This is a genomic window from Lentzea sp. HUAS12 (assembly GCF_024125735.1).
Lineage (GTDB): Bacteria > Actinomycetota > Actinomycetes > Mycobacteriales > Pseudonocardiaceae > Lentzea > Lentzea albida.
Map to the genome: position 1 here is coordinate 4498477 of NZ_CP099738.1, position 13379 is coordinate 4511855.

General features: G+C 64.0%; 11 protein-coding genes. 10 read left to right on the top strand and 1 reads right to left on the bottom strand.

What is annotated here, in order from left to right; translation table 11 throughout:
* Nucleotides 1–799: 799 nt before the first annotated feature.
* Nucleotides 800–2083, top strand: a complete 1284-nt coding sequence (locus ND450_RS19745) for an IS256 family transposase (RefSeq protein ID WP_253327955.1) — start codon at nucleotides 800–802, stop codon at nucleotides 2081–2083.
* 260 nt (nucleotides 2084–2343) lie between these two features.
* A complete protein-coding gene (locus ND450_RS19750) occupies nucleotides 2344–2832 on the top strand; it encodes a hypothetical protein (protein ID WP_253327538.1) in 489 nt (162 codons plus the stop codon).
* 209 nt (nucleotides 2833–3041) lie between these two features.
* On the opposite strand, the gene ND450_RS19755 is transcribed toward ND450_RS19750, so the two are convergent.
* Nucleotides 3042–3857 (bottom strand): hypothetical protein, encoded by an 816-nt coding sequence (locus tag ND450_RS19755; RefSeq protein WP_253327539.1) that lies wholly within the window; start codon nucleotides 3855–3857, stop codon nucleotides 3042–3044.
* A gap of 985 nt (nucleotides 3858–4842) precedes the next feature.
* On the opposite strand from ND450_RS19755, the gene ND450_RS19760 reads away from it, so the two are divergent.
* From ND450_RS19760 to ND450_RS19795, 8 genes are all read left to right on the top strand, one after another.
* Complete coding sequence (locus tag ND450_RS19760) at nucleotides 4843–5205, top strand: hypothetical protein (RefSeq protein WP_253327540.1); 363 nt, start codon at nucleotides 4843–4845, stop codon at nucleotides 5203–5205.
* Between the two features lie 278 nt (nucleotides 5206–5483).
* Nucleotides 5484–6344, top strand: coding sequence for a hypothetical protein (locus ND450_RS19765; protein WP_253327541.1), 861 nt, complete (start codon nucleotides 5484–5486; stop codon nucleotides 6342–6344).
* 284 nt (nucleotides 6345–6628) lie between these two features.
* A complete protein-coding gene (locus tag ND450_RS19770) occupies nucleotides 6629–7093 on the top strand; it encodes a hypothetical protein (protein WP_253327542.1) in 465 nt (154 codons plus the stop codon).
* Between the two features lie 500 nt (nucleotides 7094–7593).
* Nucleotides 7594–8142 carry a hypothetical protein gene (locus ND450_RS19775; protein ID WP_253327543.1) on the top strand — a complete coding sequence of 183 codons (549 nt, stop codon included), beginning with the start codon at nucleotides 7594–7596 and terminating at the stop codon, nucleotides 8140–8142.
* 424 nt (nucleotides 8143–8566) lie between these two features.
* Nucleotides 8567–9868, top strand: coding sequence for an extracellular solute-binding protein (locus ND450_RS19780; RefSeq protein WP_253327544.1), 1302 nt, complete (start codon nucleotides 8567–8569; stop codon nucleotides 9866–9868).
* Between the two features lie 148 nt (nucleotides 9869–10016).
* Nucleotides 10017–10889: a carbohydrate ABC transporter permease gene (locus ND450_RS19785; RefSeq protein ID WP_253327545.1), complete on the top strand. Its 873-nt coding sequence runs from the start codon at nucleotides 10017–10019 to the stop codon at nucleotides 10887–10889.
* A complete protein-coding gene (locus ND450_RS19790) occupies nucleotides 10886–11785 on the top strand; it encodes a carbohydrate ABC transporter permease (protein WP_253327546.1) in 900 nt (299 codons plus the stop codon). The genes ND450_RS19785 and ND450_RS19790 overlap by 4 nt, the downstream gene beginning before the upstream one ends.
* Nucleotides 11786–12079: 294 nt before the next feature.
* A complete protein-coding gene (locus ND450_RS19795; RefSeq protein ID WP_253327547.1) occupies nucleotides 12080–13285 on the top strand; it encodes a CdaR family transcriptional regulator in 1206 nt (401 codons plus the stop codon).
* The last annotated feature ends 94 nt before the right edge of the window (nucleotides 13286–13379 follow it).

Sequence of the window (13379 nt, forward strand, 5' to 3'; positions counted from 1 at the left end):
GGTAAACCCGCTAGTCATTGGCCGTCGGGACGACAGGATTTGAACCTGCGACCCCTTGACCCCCAGATACGGGTTCACAGGCCGCTGACCTGTATAAACAGGCAGGTTGACCGCAGTTCGGCGCGCTTGACTGCGAATCAAGTGCGTTGGCGCATGTCGCACGACACTTCAAGATCCACTCCTTCACGCGTGAGATAAGTTGTGATCCTCGCCGAGCGCTGACATCCGGCCTTTTGGCTAGCAGTGGCCGCCTCGTCCCTGAGAGAGGTTGCGATCCTCGCTGAGCGCGGACGCCCAGCGCTGCCCTGGGTATACAGCGCCTATCCCTGTCTGTACGCAGCAATACTACGCAACGGAGTTATCTCGGACGAGACACGGCGACGGTCTGGTTGAGAACCTCACGGCGTGTCGCACGACGCTAGAGGTTCCCATCTCAGGGTCTGCGGCCACTACCTCGATTCCAGCATCCAGGTACACCAGTTCATGCGACCAATGGGCCACGGCACGGCGGAGCAACCCGACATCACGGGTGCCTAATGACAGCGAAGGCGCCACCGCTGGGCTGACAAATGCGGACAGAGTCGACACTAGCGTTGAGATATGAGCGAGGACGGTCTATCCAGGCGGGGCTGACCAGCCAGAGGGGCTTGATCGAAGGCAACTGCTAGCATGGCCACACAGTCAGTCCGCTGGGCTCGATCCGATCCCTGAGAGCAGCGGAGGCGCCAATCCGCGATTCCTCGGGACTGTAAAACGAGCGGTGTAACTCCCGATCACGGAAGTGCACCTGATGACCGACATGATGTCCGGCGTGGAGAACGCCGAGAACTCGAAGCCCGCGACCGGCCTGGACGGCTTCGACGAGCAGCTCGTCGCCCAGCTGCTGAGCAGTGCCAAGGCGAGCGGGCTGAAGCTGACCGGTGAGGGCGGGGTGCTGCAGCAGCTGACCAAGCGGCTGCTGGAGTCCGCGCTCGAGGGCGAGATCACCGATCACCTCGGCTATGACAAGCACGACCCGGCCGGCCGCGGGACCGGCAACTCGCGCAACGGCACCCGGTCCAAGACCGTGCTCACCGACGTGGGCCCGGTCGAGATCGACGTGCCTCGGGATCGGGACGCCAGCTTCGAGCCCAAGATCGTGGCCAAGCGGCAGAGGCGCCTGGGCGGTGTGGATGAGATGGTGATCTCGTTGGCTGCCAAGGGTTTGACCACCGAGGAGATCTCCGCGCACCTGGCGGAGGTCTATGGTGCCGAGGTGTCGCGGCAGACCATCTCCACGATCACCGACAAGGTGATCGAGGGCATGGTCGAATGGCAGAACCGGCCGCTCGACGCGGTGTACCCGGTGATCTTCATCGACGCTATCCACGTCAAGATCCGTGACGGCCAGGTGGCAAACCGGCCGATCTGCGTCGCGCTCGCGGTCACCTGCGAAGGGCGGCGCGACATCCTCGGGTTGTGGGCCGGCGACGGCGGCGAGAGCGCCAAATACTGGTTGCACGTGCTGACCGAGCTCAAGAACCGGGGCGTGGCCGACGTGCTCATGGTCGTCTGCGACGGCCTGACCGGGCTGCCCGACGCGATCACCACGGTCTGGCCGCAGACGATCACCCAGACCTGCGTGGTTCACTTGCTGCGCAACAGTTTCCGTTACGCGGGCCGTCAGCACTGGGCCGCGATCGCCAAGGCCCTCAAGCCGGTCTACACCGCGCCGACCGAGGCCGCCGCCCGCGAGCGGTTCGCCGAGTTCACCGACGCGTGGGGCGGCCGATATCCGGCGATCGTGCGGTTGTGGAACAACGCCTGGGCCGAGTTCGTGCCGTTCCTCGCCTTCGATCCGGAGATCCGGCGGGTGATCTGCTCGACCAACGCCATGGAGAGCGTCAACGCCCGCATCCGCCGCGCCGTCAAGGCCCGCGGGCACTTCCCCAACGAGCAGGCCGCGCTCAAGTGTGTCTACATGGCCATCATGAGCCTCGATCCGACCGGCACCGGCCGCGCACGCTGGACGATGCGGTGGAAACCCGCACTCAACGCGTTCGACATCGCCTTCGACGGCCGCCTGGCCGCCGGACGCAAGTAGTTTCCTTCAACCCGAGTTACACCGCTCGTTTGACACACCCCCAGCCGAGCGAGCCGCTTCACATTCACCGGTCGTCGACCGCCGTCCGAGGCCACCCGCTCACGCAGTCCGTCCGGGTACTCCATCGGTCGGCCATCACCCGTTGCGGAACACTCCGGACTTAATCAGAAATTTGTGGAGGCCGCGCCGGGGAGATAACGCCTCAGACCATGCTGAGGAAGGATTCACGAATGTCGCAGTGAGCGGACGGAGAGCCACCGATGGCCAGACAGACCTGGCACAGCAAGCACATCGCCATCCTGGACAACCCGGAGAACGGGCAACCGCTTCCCGCGCTCGCGGTGATCGAAGAATTCATTCGCCTGGGTTTCCGGGTTACTTATGTCACCAGCGCCGAGATCGCCTCCCGGCTGGCGCTGCTCGACACAGACGGAGATTCCTGGCACGCCGTCGGTGTGCTGGACGACAGCACTGAGCCGGCCTCGACCATACGCGGCTACTTCCACGATGACGAACCTGACCTGATGGTCTACTGCACGAACACCAGTGCTGTCGCCAAAAGGCTCCTGGCGGAATGGCAGGTACCCGCAGCGCACATGATCTCAGGGGTGCACGCTTGGCAGTGGTCTTCCAACGAGAACCCGCTTTTCACGCACGTGCAGGGATTCCTGGCCCATCACGGCCTGTCCTGGGTGCCACACGGCGACCAGGACGCCGGGGTGCTGGCGCTCGCACTCGACCGGGAGTGACGTCGACCGATGTCGGGTCGGTCGAGGCCGACGCACCCCAGAACGATGAACACCAGCTTCCCGGACCAAGATCATGACCAGGCGACGGAGACCACTGGTGGCCTCCGAGAGCTCGCGACGTCGGATTTCCATGCGTGGTCTTTCACGGCTTGCACGCACCGTTCCGGCAGTGCTCGCCAGCATGCTCCTTGCAAAGGATGGCGTCTCGATCACCTTCCTATCGCTACGCCATCCTGCGGAATGGTGGCGGGTTCTGTCAGCCAAAGGATCAGCCTGTTGAGCCCTGCCGTCATGCCAGGCAAGGCGGCGTAGGCAGCCAGGCAACCGGCTACGGTGTCGAGAACGATGTCCATGGTGTTCCTGCGGCCCAATATCTTGTTCGCGGCGACCGCGGACAGGGCTCCGCCGGCGCAGCCACCGATGACGACGCCGACAACGGAGCCGCTACCACCGGTGACCAGTGCTACCGCGGCTGCGGCAAAGGTGACGGTGACGGTGACGGTGACGGTGACGGTGACGGTGACGGTGTATACAACCAAGCTGGCCGCGATGGAGAAGAACTGCCGAGCCCAGAACGGCATCTGAGACAGTGCGCAGCCGCGATGCGCGTGGACCTTCTGCTGCACGCAGTCCTCGGTGCCGATTCCCCGCACGTCGCTGTACGCCGTGGCCATCACCAAATCGGAGCCCTCGACGTAGCGCGTGAAGACGGTGATGGGTGAACCGCCGTTGCGCTGACTGTTCTCGACCTTCAACCTGCTGTTGGTGCGGCGGGCTTCGGCGACGCTGCTGGCGTTGATCTGGTAGGTGTGACCGACTCGGCAACCTTTGCCGGGCACGGCCATGATGAACTCGTCGGCCTTGACGGGCACGGAGTGACGCGGTGCGGCGTGGGCGGACGCCTGCACCAGACCGGTGGCGAGCGCTGCGGTGGTCGTCAGAACGATGGCGACACGACGAGCCGCCGGGAGCCACCGACGAAACTGGCGCCCATGTGGTTCACGTTCGCCGAAGCAGTAGGACATGAATCCCCTCGGATTGTACTTATTTCCCGCACGACGACAGAGCTGAGCGAGCGCGTTCTCACTCGAAGAAGAGCGCGCATGATCGCGTTGCCACGGAGTTTCTCGACAGTCGAACCACAGTACAGCACCAAAAAGGACAACTACAATCAATTCGCGTACCAAAATCTGTGGAGGCCATTGGCAGATTTGCACATAGGCGACCAGCGAGAGAAAACACACTCAGATTCGAAGGACCGATGACGTCGAGTACCAACAACACAAAATTCCTCGGCCGCCCGTCATTCACATTTGATGTTGACAGAGACACCCCCGGATCCGGGTCACTCCGTGATCACGGAGGTGCGGCCGGTCGGCGACAACGAAATCGAGCAGTTCGGTCTTAAGCGCGCGGCCGACCCGATGCCGGTCACGCTCGAGGCGTGGCACCCCCACCGCGCCGCTTGGTCTCTCCCTGCTTATGAGACGACCGGCGCGACCACGTCAACAACAAAGTCACACCGAGGCGATCCAGGGAGACAGTTCCGGGTCGCCGGCCTCTACGACGGGATCAGCACAGTCACGTAGCAGGGCCGAACGTGACCGCGGCCGATGAGGACCGCTGGGCCGGGCCGCAGCATCCCGGAACTGATCCGGTGCGTACGCGACCGCTTCGCTCTCCAAGTCTCCGAGGATGAAGAAGTCGGCAGGTACCGACCGAGGTCGAACATCTTTGAATTCTGGAGCACGTAAGCCACGAGGCGATTTGCGACAGATCTCTCTTTTTACACTTATCGGACAAGAACATTGTGGAGGTCGCATCACTTCCTCTCGTAATTCCGTGAAATCCGAATCTTTAGCGTTCTCGCGGAGGTAGCGTGCGCTCGCAGCCTGGTTCGCGCTCGCAGCTGCGGCTTCAGCGCGTTGCTGAGCCGCTTCCGAAACGAAGCCGCAGTGACACGAAATTCGGCAAAACGAGATTGGATCGAAGTACGCGATGATCAAAAGAATGTTGACCGCAATCATGGCGGCTCTGTGCGTGGTGGTGGTTACCGCAGGTAATGCACAGGCGATCGAAGAGAGGCATTTCGTCAAGATCTCCACGCATAGTGGAGCAGGTTGGGAAGCATGGGGGAAGCTGGTCGGGTCTGACGGCCGGATCCTCTACTCGTGGCACGAAGCACACACAGGTGACTACGCCTACTGGGCGTGGACGTGGCGCGGTGCGAACGAGCACGTCGAAATCAAGATTCACACTTACTACAACGACATCACGAGGACGGTGCCGGTCAACACCAACAGCTGCTTCCTGGTCACTCCCAACGGGGGGGCGTCCTACACCGGCAGTGGCTCGGGCTGCACCAGCGCTTGAGCGGCCAAAGACCGTGCCTCAGCTTCTGATGGCCACGGCCGCTCCTCGGCGCCCTGACCTTGCGAAAGACGGCGCCTGCCCGCCCGGGCTTTGCGGCGCGGCGTGCGGGTTCCTGGTCCTGGAGGGAGATGTCCGTCCAGGACCAGGAACCCGCCATGCTCTGCGTCCACCGCAACCAGCTCACGACCTTTCGACGAGTCGGAGATTCGTTCCTCTCCCTTCACACCTCATCAGGTCGGCCACAGCAGGTTCTCATCATCGCCTTCGGAGGAACAACGGTGGACATCGCCACGGTCTGTCAGCCCAGTGAATCACCAATGCGTCGAGCTTTCGCCGCCGCGAGCCGGACCACGACCGTCCTTCTGACATCAGCCGCCGTCGTTCTCGGCCTGGTTCAAGGCATCTCGCACGCCGCACCACCACACAGCGTGCCGATCAAGACCGGCGAGTTCACCTTCGCGGTCAGCGGCAAAGGTTGCCGAGTCGGCAACTCCTACCGAGTCGACGCGAGCAGTGCCGTCCAAGCCAGGAACATCGTCTCCAACGTCCTGCGATCGGGCAACGGGCAGAACAACGGTGTTCCCATTCAAATGGCTAGCACCTACCAACCCGGCCAACTCCAGTTCACCGTGACGGCGTTCTCCGATGTCCGGGGTGTGGCGACCCGGGACTGCATCGCGCAGAAAGTGGCTCCTCACAAGGGTCGCACACTCGGCCAGATTCCCAGCTGGGTCAAGGGCATACTCGCTGCGCTGGCCGCGACCGCCCTCTACGTGGCCGTCGCGGTGCTCGCCACGGCGGCAACCGAACTCGCGACCGGAGGTACCGCGTCCCTGCTCGCGGCCATCATCGGAGGCTGTGTAGCCGGCGCGGCATCCGCCTTCGCAGCCAACTACATCTACGGCACCACCAACAAGAGCAAGCTGATCCGGGACAGTCTCTACGGTTGTCTGGTGAGTGCGGTGGCGGGCGGAGCCCTGGGGGGCGGTATTCGCCGGATGGAAACCTGGATCACCGAGAGCGCAACGATGAACGCCATGCGTGCACGTGCGGTCACCTGGCTCGGCAACGGGCTCGGAACCATCCTCGCCGACACCAGGACGGCGATCACGTCGGCACGTCAGCGGCTCCACCTCTAGTCAGCCGCATGGCGTGATCTCAGTCGATGATCTGGTGGGGATGCGACCTGTTCGGCGGGCCACGTGAAATCCGAAACTAGCGGACGACCTTCTCGCCACGGAGTTTCATCTCAGACCTCACGGTTGTTTTTCCCCGCTAACAGAAAATTCCGCGAATTGCGCGGCTCCCCGCTCCGGCGCCGTGTGCCGAACTATCGTCTCGGTGCCGCATTCGGACGGTCCGCACGATGTCGGCGAGATGGCGGCACGACCAATCGGGAGGTTCAGTTGAAAAGGAGGTTCAGTTGAAAAGAGTGTTCACACTGGTCACCGCAGCGCTGGCGTCGTTGCTCGTCAGCACCGGACAGGCCGAGGCGGGCCCGAGGGTGGTTACCACCCTCGACGTCTACGGATACGGCTTCATCCGCTTCTACGACAACCCAGCGCTCGCCGGCAGCGGGCGGGATGGGTGGTGTGAGTGGGGCAGGGATCACTACTTCGATCGCGCGTGCACCGTGGACGTGACCAACGACAGAAGGCCTTTTCGCGTACTCCATCTGGCTTCCAACGAGAAGCACTCCATCCCTGGACATGGCCTCATCGCCTACGGCTCGCCGCCGGCCAGCACGAAGCAGCAGCCGTACTGCATGCCACGTTGGGTGTTCGAGCGCAGGCAGTACCACGCAGCGGATTCGAACACCTACTACTGCGGCTTCTACTCGAACCGGAACTACCCCGGCTACGGCTGGACCGGACGATGGGGATTCTGAGGATGCACGCCCTGCTGGTGTACGAGCTCGGACCATCAGCACGCGCCGCCAGTAAGAGGAAGGGCCGACGCTCGTCGCGCATGCCGCCCCGCGCAAGTGTCCGACCTTCGCCGGAATAGCGGCGGAGCCGGGCGAACCGGCCGTCGACTCACCCGGATCACTTCGAGGGCCGCTGGAGAGGGTCGTCGGGAACGACACCAGAGAACGAGTTCTTCAGCCGATCAGGTGCATCAGAGACGTAGCACCAGCAGTTTTGGCCTTTGGCGCCCTCGAAGTGGACACGAGTATCCGATCTCACGTCTTTCTCAATTTTTTCCTCAACTTTACCAGAAATCCAGAGAGTCCAGCGCAGAGCTAAGCGGCGAATTCGTGCACCGTGCTCATGAGCCGCGAAGCCTGCATACTTCTAGGAGACGATTGGGGATTTTTACGACCGACTTCGAGGAGAATACGCGCTAGCTTTGCATCACCACACAGAATACTACGAAATGAGTAGATTCATGCGTAAGCGTATTCTTGGCATCGCCCTCGCCACCGCTGTCGCGGGCGTCGGCATGGCTTTCGCGGCACTGCCCGCGTCGGCGACGGACTCGACGGCCCGGCAGTCACAGGAAGCTGTGCACGCACAGCACGTGACCAAGGGGAGCACGACGATCACGATCGACGCCGCGACGTCCAAGGCGACCAAGGCCGCAGGCCTGAGGATCATTTCCTCGTACCGCCACGCGCGGACGGACGTCATCGAACTACCGGTGATCGGCGTTCCGAAGGACGGCAAGATCGAGCACCTGGGCGGCGTGGCGATCATCGGCAAGACCGAGGTGGTGACGCTGACGCGGCTCGCGGTGGACACCAAGCGCGGCGTCGTGACGGCTCGCGTCAACCTCTCGCCGAAGGCCGTCGACGTGTTCAAGATCGGGGCGAGCACGCAGGCCGGGGCCACCCTGACGCTGACCGCCACCGCGGCGGCCACACTGAACACCAAGCTCGGGGTCAAGGTATTCACCGACGCCTCGGCGTTCGCGTACGCCAACGTCGTCCTGCGGTAGGACGCAGTACGACACGGTTCCCCGAAATGGGGAACATCCCGTGAAACGCGTGCACGAGAGGCACTCACGACGGTCGATCGACCTACGGTCGAACGTGGTTCGGGGTGCAGGGCCCTGAACCCCGCCCGGACCGCGCCACCTCGCGGCCCGGGGCGAAACAGATGGGGTGCGCTCCTCGATCGAGGAGCGCACCCCATCTGTGTCCAACCCCCTGTCAGCGATCAGCTTCCCTGCATCCTGCAAGCGTCTACACGCGTCATATCTCAGAAAAACAAGCGAATCTCCTCCCTTAGTCGTAAATTCATGTAAGCGCTTGCAGGCCAGAAGTGCTCTGGCTAACGTCCACGCACGACCACACACGGTCACTGTGCGAGCAGGAGGAACGATGAGGTCCAAGCCAGGGCGCAGAGTTGCGTCAGCTGTGGTGATCACAGCGGCACTGATCACCACAGGATGCTCCGGGTCGACGGGGAGTGATTCGGAGCAGGGCGCGAAGGCGGGCAGCGGGACCGGTGAGATCACGGTGTGGGCCCATCAGGGCCAGCCTGGAGAGGTAACCGCCCTGCAACAGGCGGTCTCCGACTTCAACGCGGCGAACAAGGGCGTGACCGCCTCCCTGAGGCTCATCCCCGAGGCCGACTACGCCAAGACCATCGCCGCCAGCTCGCCCGACGCCTTGCCCGATGTGCTGGAGTTCGACGGTCCCACGATGAGCAGCCTGGTCTACAACGGCAAGCTCTCCCCGTTGAGCGAGTTCATCAACCCGCAGACGGAGAACAACGCGACGAACTCGGTCGTCGCCCAGGGAACAGCCGCAGACGGCAAGATCTACGGACTCGCGATGTTCGATTCAGGGCTGGGCCTCTACGCCAACAAGTCGCTCTTGGACGCGGCGGGCGTCTCGTACCCGACGAGTGTCGACCAGGCGTGGACGGTCGAGCAGTTCGACTCCGCCCTCGAGAAGCTCGCGGCGGCGGACGCCGACCGGAAGGTCCTCGACCTGGCGGAGAACGTCGGCTTCGACGGTGAGTGGGGCTCCTACGCCTTCTCCCCCGTGCTGTCCTCCGCCGGCACCGCGCTGATGACCGGCGACAAGGCGGCGGGGACGCTCGACTCCGACACCGCTGTGACAGCTATCCAGGAAGTCGCGTCGTGGCGGCAGTTCGTGGACCCGAACACGGACACGAAGGCGTTCTCGTCGGGACGGGTGCCGCTGAGCTGGTCCGGACATTGGTCGTACCCCGAGTACTCCAAAGCGCTGGGTTCGAACCTGCTGGTGCTGCCGCTGCCGAACTTCGGCAAGGGTGCGAAGACCGGCCAGGGCTCGTGGGCGTGGGGCATCTCCAGCGGCAGCGACAACGCCAAGGCAGCGGGCGTCTTCCTGGACGACCTGCTCTCCGACAAGTCGGTGAAGGCGATGACGACGGCCAACGGCGCTCCGCCCGGAACACGCAGCGGCCTGATCAACAGCGCCGCCTACCGCGAGGACGGGCCACTGGCTCTGTTCGCCGAGCAGTTGAACCGGACGTGTGGGGACCAGCCACCGACACCGGAGTGCGTCGCCGTGCCGCGTCCGGTCACCCCGGGTTACCCGGTGATCAGCAAGGCGTTCTCCGGCGCGTTCAGCGCGATCTACCGCGGCGCGGACGCCAAGAGTGAACTGAGCAAGGCGGCCCGCGAGATCGACCGGACGTTCGCCGAGAACGACGGTTACCGCGTCAAGTGAGTACCAGCCGGACGTGTCGTGTCGAGAACGTGTCCGCGGCACGTCCGGTTTCCAGCCAGCAGTACGAGTGATGGGAATGAGATTGCCTTCCGCACGGAACGCCGCATCCCGGCAGGGGCGGCGGCGTCGCGACTTGACCGGCTGGGCGATGTCGGCTCCAGCGCTGATCGGCCTGATCGGTTTCTTGGTGGTACCGCTGGTCCTGGCGGTCGTCCTGTCGCTGTTCTCCCTGCGCCTGAACTCGGCGAGGCCCGCGCAGTTCGTGGGGCTCGACCAGTACGCGCGAATCCTGTTCGACCCCGACCTCGGCGCCCAACTCCGGCGGGCTCTGTTCAACAACGCCACGTTCGCAGCGGTCGTGGTGCCGCTGCAGACCGCGCTGGCCTTGGGACTGGCTCTGCTGTGCAACCGCAAGGTCCGTGGGATGGTGGTCTTCCGCACGGTGTTCTTCATGCCGGTCGTGTTTCCCATGGCGCTGGTCGCGGTGGTGTGGCGGGTGATCTACTCACGCGACTCAGCGGGCCTGCTCAATGCCGGGCTCAACGCCGTGACCTCAGGGAACTGGTCCCCGCACGATTGGCTGGGCGCCCCTGGCACAGCCATGGCATCGGTGGTCCTGCTGTCGATCTGGCAGGGGGTGGGCCTGCAGATGGTGATCATCCTGGCCGGTTTGCAGGGCATCCCGGATTCGCTGTACGAAGCTGCCGCAGTGGACGGGGTGACCACGTGGCAGAAGTTCCGCCACATCACGCTTCCGAGCCTGCGACCCACTCTCGTCTTCGTCGTGACAGTCACGACGATCCTGTCCTTCCGGCTCTTCGACCAGGTCTACGTACTCATCCGGGGTGGCGCGGACGAGGACTCGACCCGGACGGTGCTGTACGAGGCGGTCACCACCGCGTTCGACGGAGACGGCAACATCGGCAGGGCATCGGCCATCACGGTCGTGTTCTTCGTGATCGTGCTGGCTCTGACGTTGGTGCAGAGGGGTCTGCTCGGAGCGGAGAGGAAGAAGGCGTGACGACTTCGACGACAGCACCCACCCCGCGCGCACGGCGCGCATCCACCGACGCCCGCAAGCGCGGGCCCCGGAGGCTGATCGTCCTGCTGGACAGGGCTTCCCTGGTCGTGGGTGCCTTGTTGTTCGCCAGCCCGATCGTCTACATGGTGCTGGGCAGCTTCCAGCCATCGCAGGACGTGCTCGGCGGACTCTCGGTGTTCACGCCGGACAACCTCACCACGGCCAACTACGCAGGGCTCGTCGATCGCTTCGACGGAGCGGACACCGGATACTTCTTCGGGTTCCTCGGGGTGTCGCTGCTGGTGACGTCGGTGGTCGTGGTGTGCGGGCTGGTGGTCAACTCCCTCGCGGGCTACGCGTTGGCCAGGCTGCGCTGGCGGGGGAAGGACCTGGTGCTGGTGCTGGTGCTGGCACTGGTGACGCTGCCGTTCGAGGCGGTCGCCGTCCCACTGTTCTACATGCTGTCCGGGATGCGGGACACCGTCACGGTGCAGGCCCTGCCGTTCGTGGCCAGCGCGTTCTCGATCTATCTGTTCCACTCGTTCTTCTCCGAACTCCCCGTCGAGGTGGAGGAGGCCGCCACTCTGGACGGCGCGGGGGCGTGGCGCACGTTCGTCTCTGTCATCGTGCCGATGAGCAAGCCCGTGTTCGCTTCGGCGGCAATCCTGACCTTCCTCACCCAGTGGGGATCGTTCCTGTGGCCGGTCCTGGTGGTCAGCGACCCAGCGGTGCGCCCGCTCCCCTTGGCGATCAGCGTGTTCCAGGGGCAGCCGCCCTACGACTGGGGACAGATCATGGCGTTCGGGGTCGTCATGGTGACACCGGTGCTGATCGTCTTCCTCGCGTTCCAACGATGGTTCGTGCAAAGCCTGGCGAGCTCAGCCGTCAAGGGATGAGGACAGCGGTCGCCCGGTGCCACGGTCGATTCCACTCATCGAATACGAACAACCTTCATGCTCAGCCGGCCTCCGCCGGCTGGGCATGAGGTTTTCGCACCCTCTTTCCGGCGACACGGAAACTCGGTGTCGATGACCCATCACAGGTGAACCGCTATCGAATGACATGCCTGGCCGTTCTACGACAGGCAGCAATCCGCCAGGGCGAACACTGGACCTCACCGACCCGTGAGAGTTTCACTTTCAATACGACGCGGGGCTGCCTGTCACCACAGCGCCACAGCCCATCAGCGGATGGCCATCAGCGCCGGGGATCCGCCAGCAGGAGGAGAGAACCTGCTGGCGGAGCAAGTCCCACTCCGCCGCGAGACCACCCGCACCGGGGTGGACGGATGTCCGAAATCACCTAAAAAGGTGGCTTCAGGCACCCGTGCAAGAGAACGTCGCAGGACCTGCGGAGGAAACATGCTTCACACGAGCCCGGACATCGACACCGCATGTCGTGACATCACCCCATGGGCGCAACACGAAGAAAAAATCGCCCTGCACGTGGCAAACATGTGCGAACGCTCCTTTGTCGCACGGAGACCGCCGACATCCGAGATCCACGACTTCTGCGACTGGTGGATGGAAAACGGAGGGGAACTCGACATCCTTCTCGACGTCGTGCACCAGACGACGTCGTCACTCGTCCGCCGCACGATGGTCGGCACTTCGCGAGCGGACGCGCATGACCGGGCGGCACGCGCCATGGCGGACATCGTGCTGGCGGACGACATAGCCGCGACGTTCCACGAGGGGTGCGCACGAGACCGGCAGCAGGTGGTCCAGAACGCCCAGCGCGGGAGCCACAGGAACGCGGTGCACCGAACCGCGTTCAGCCTTCCCTCGGTTCAGCGGGTGGACTTCTGCGCCATCAGCATCGACGGACCTGAACTGGACCGCGCCCGTATCCCCTCGCTGGTCGAGCTGATGGTCGACTCGGCGGCAGCGGTCGACCTTTCCAGTGGTAGGCCCCGAATCCTGGCCACCCTGGCGGACAACACGAGTTCGGTGGCCACCTGCGAGCAGGTGAGGACGGCGCTGGGGCCGGCGACCAGGATCTCCGTGGAGCCGATCACCCCGAAAGGCTGGTTCCGGCCGTTCCGCGACGCGGACCGCGTGATGAACCTCGCCACGGCGTTGAACATCGAACCGGGAGTGCACCGGGCAGCGGACTTCCCGATCGAGTTCGCCGCCGCCCACACGACCGTTGTCCGCGAGCACCTGGTCGCCGTGCTCGCACCCGTCATGACGAAGGACAACCTCAGGACCACGTTGCTGTCGCTCGTGCACTTCAAGGGGAACCGAACTCGTGCCGCGGAGGCTCTGGCCATCCACCGCAGCACCATCGACTACCGCCTGGACTGCATCAAGCAGATCACGGGCTACTCCCCTCTCACCTTGGCGGGCTTGAACATGCTGAGCATCGCGCTGGCCGTCCACACGCTGACAGCATGACCCGGACTAGCGCACAGGAATGCGATTCCAGCACATGCACCCACACAGGAACAAGACGTTTCATCAGAGATCGGCGGAAGTGTTCCGCACAAAC

Bases quoted from the DNA above. Each gene is read 5' to 3' on its own strand.
- ND450_RS19750 (WP_253327538.1), top strand. From the start codon at position 2,344: ATGGCCAGACAGACCTGGCACAGCAAGCACATCGCCATCCTGGACAAC.
- ND450_RS19745 (WP_253327955.1), top strand. From the start codon at position 800: ATGATGTCCGGCGTGGAGAACGCCGAGAACTCGAAGCCCGCGACCGGC.
- ND450_RS19785 (WP_253327545.1), top strand. From the start codon at position 10,017: ATGTCGGCTCCAGCGCTGATCGGCCTGATCGGTTTCTTGGTGGTACCG.
- ND450_RS19760 (WP_253327540.1), top strand. From the start codon at position 4,843: ATGTTGACCGCAATCATGGCGGCTCTGTGCGTGGTGGTGGTTACCGCA.
- ND450_RS19755 (WP_253327539.1), bottom strand. From the start codon at position 3,857: ATGTCCTACTGCTTCGGCGAACGTGAACCACATGGGCGCCAGTTTCGT.
- ND450_RS19775 (WP_253327543.1), top strand. From the start codon at position 7,594: ATGCGTAAGCGTATTCTTGGCATCGCCCTCGCCACCGCTGTCGCGGGC.
- ND450_RS19795 (WP_253327547.1), top strand. From the start codon at position 12,080: ATGGCCATCAGCGCCGGGGATCCGCCAGCAGGAGGAGAGAACCTGCTG.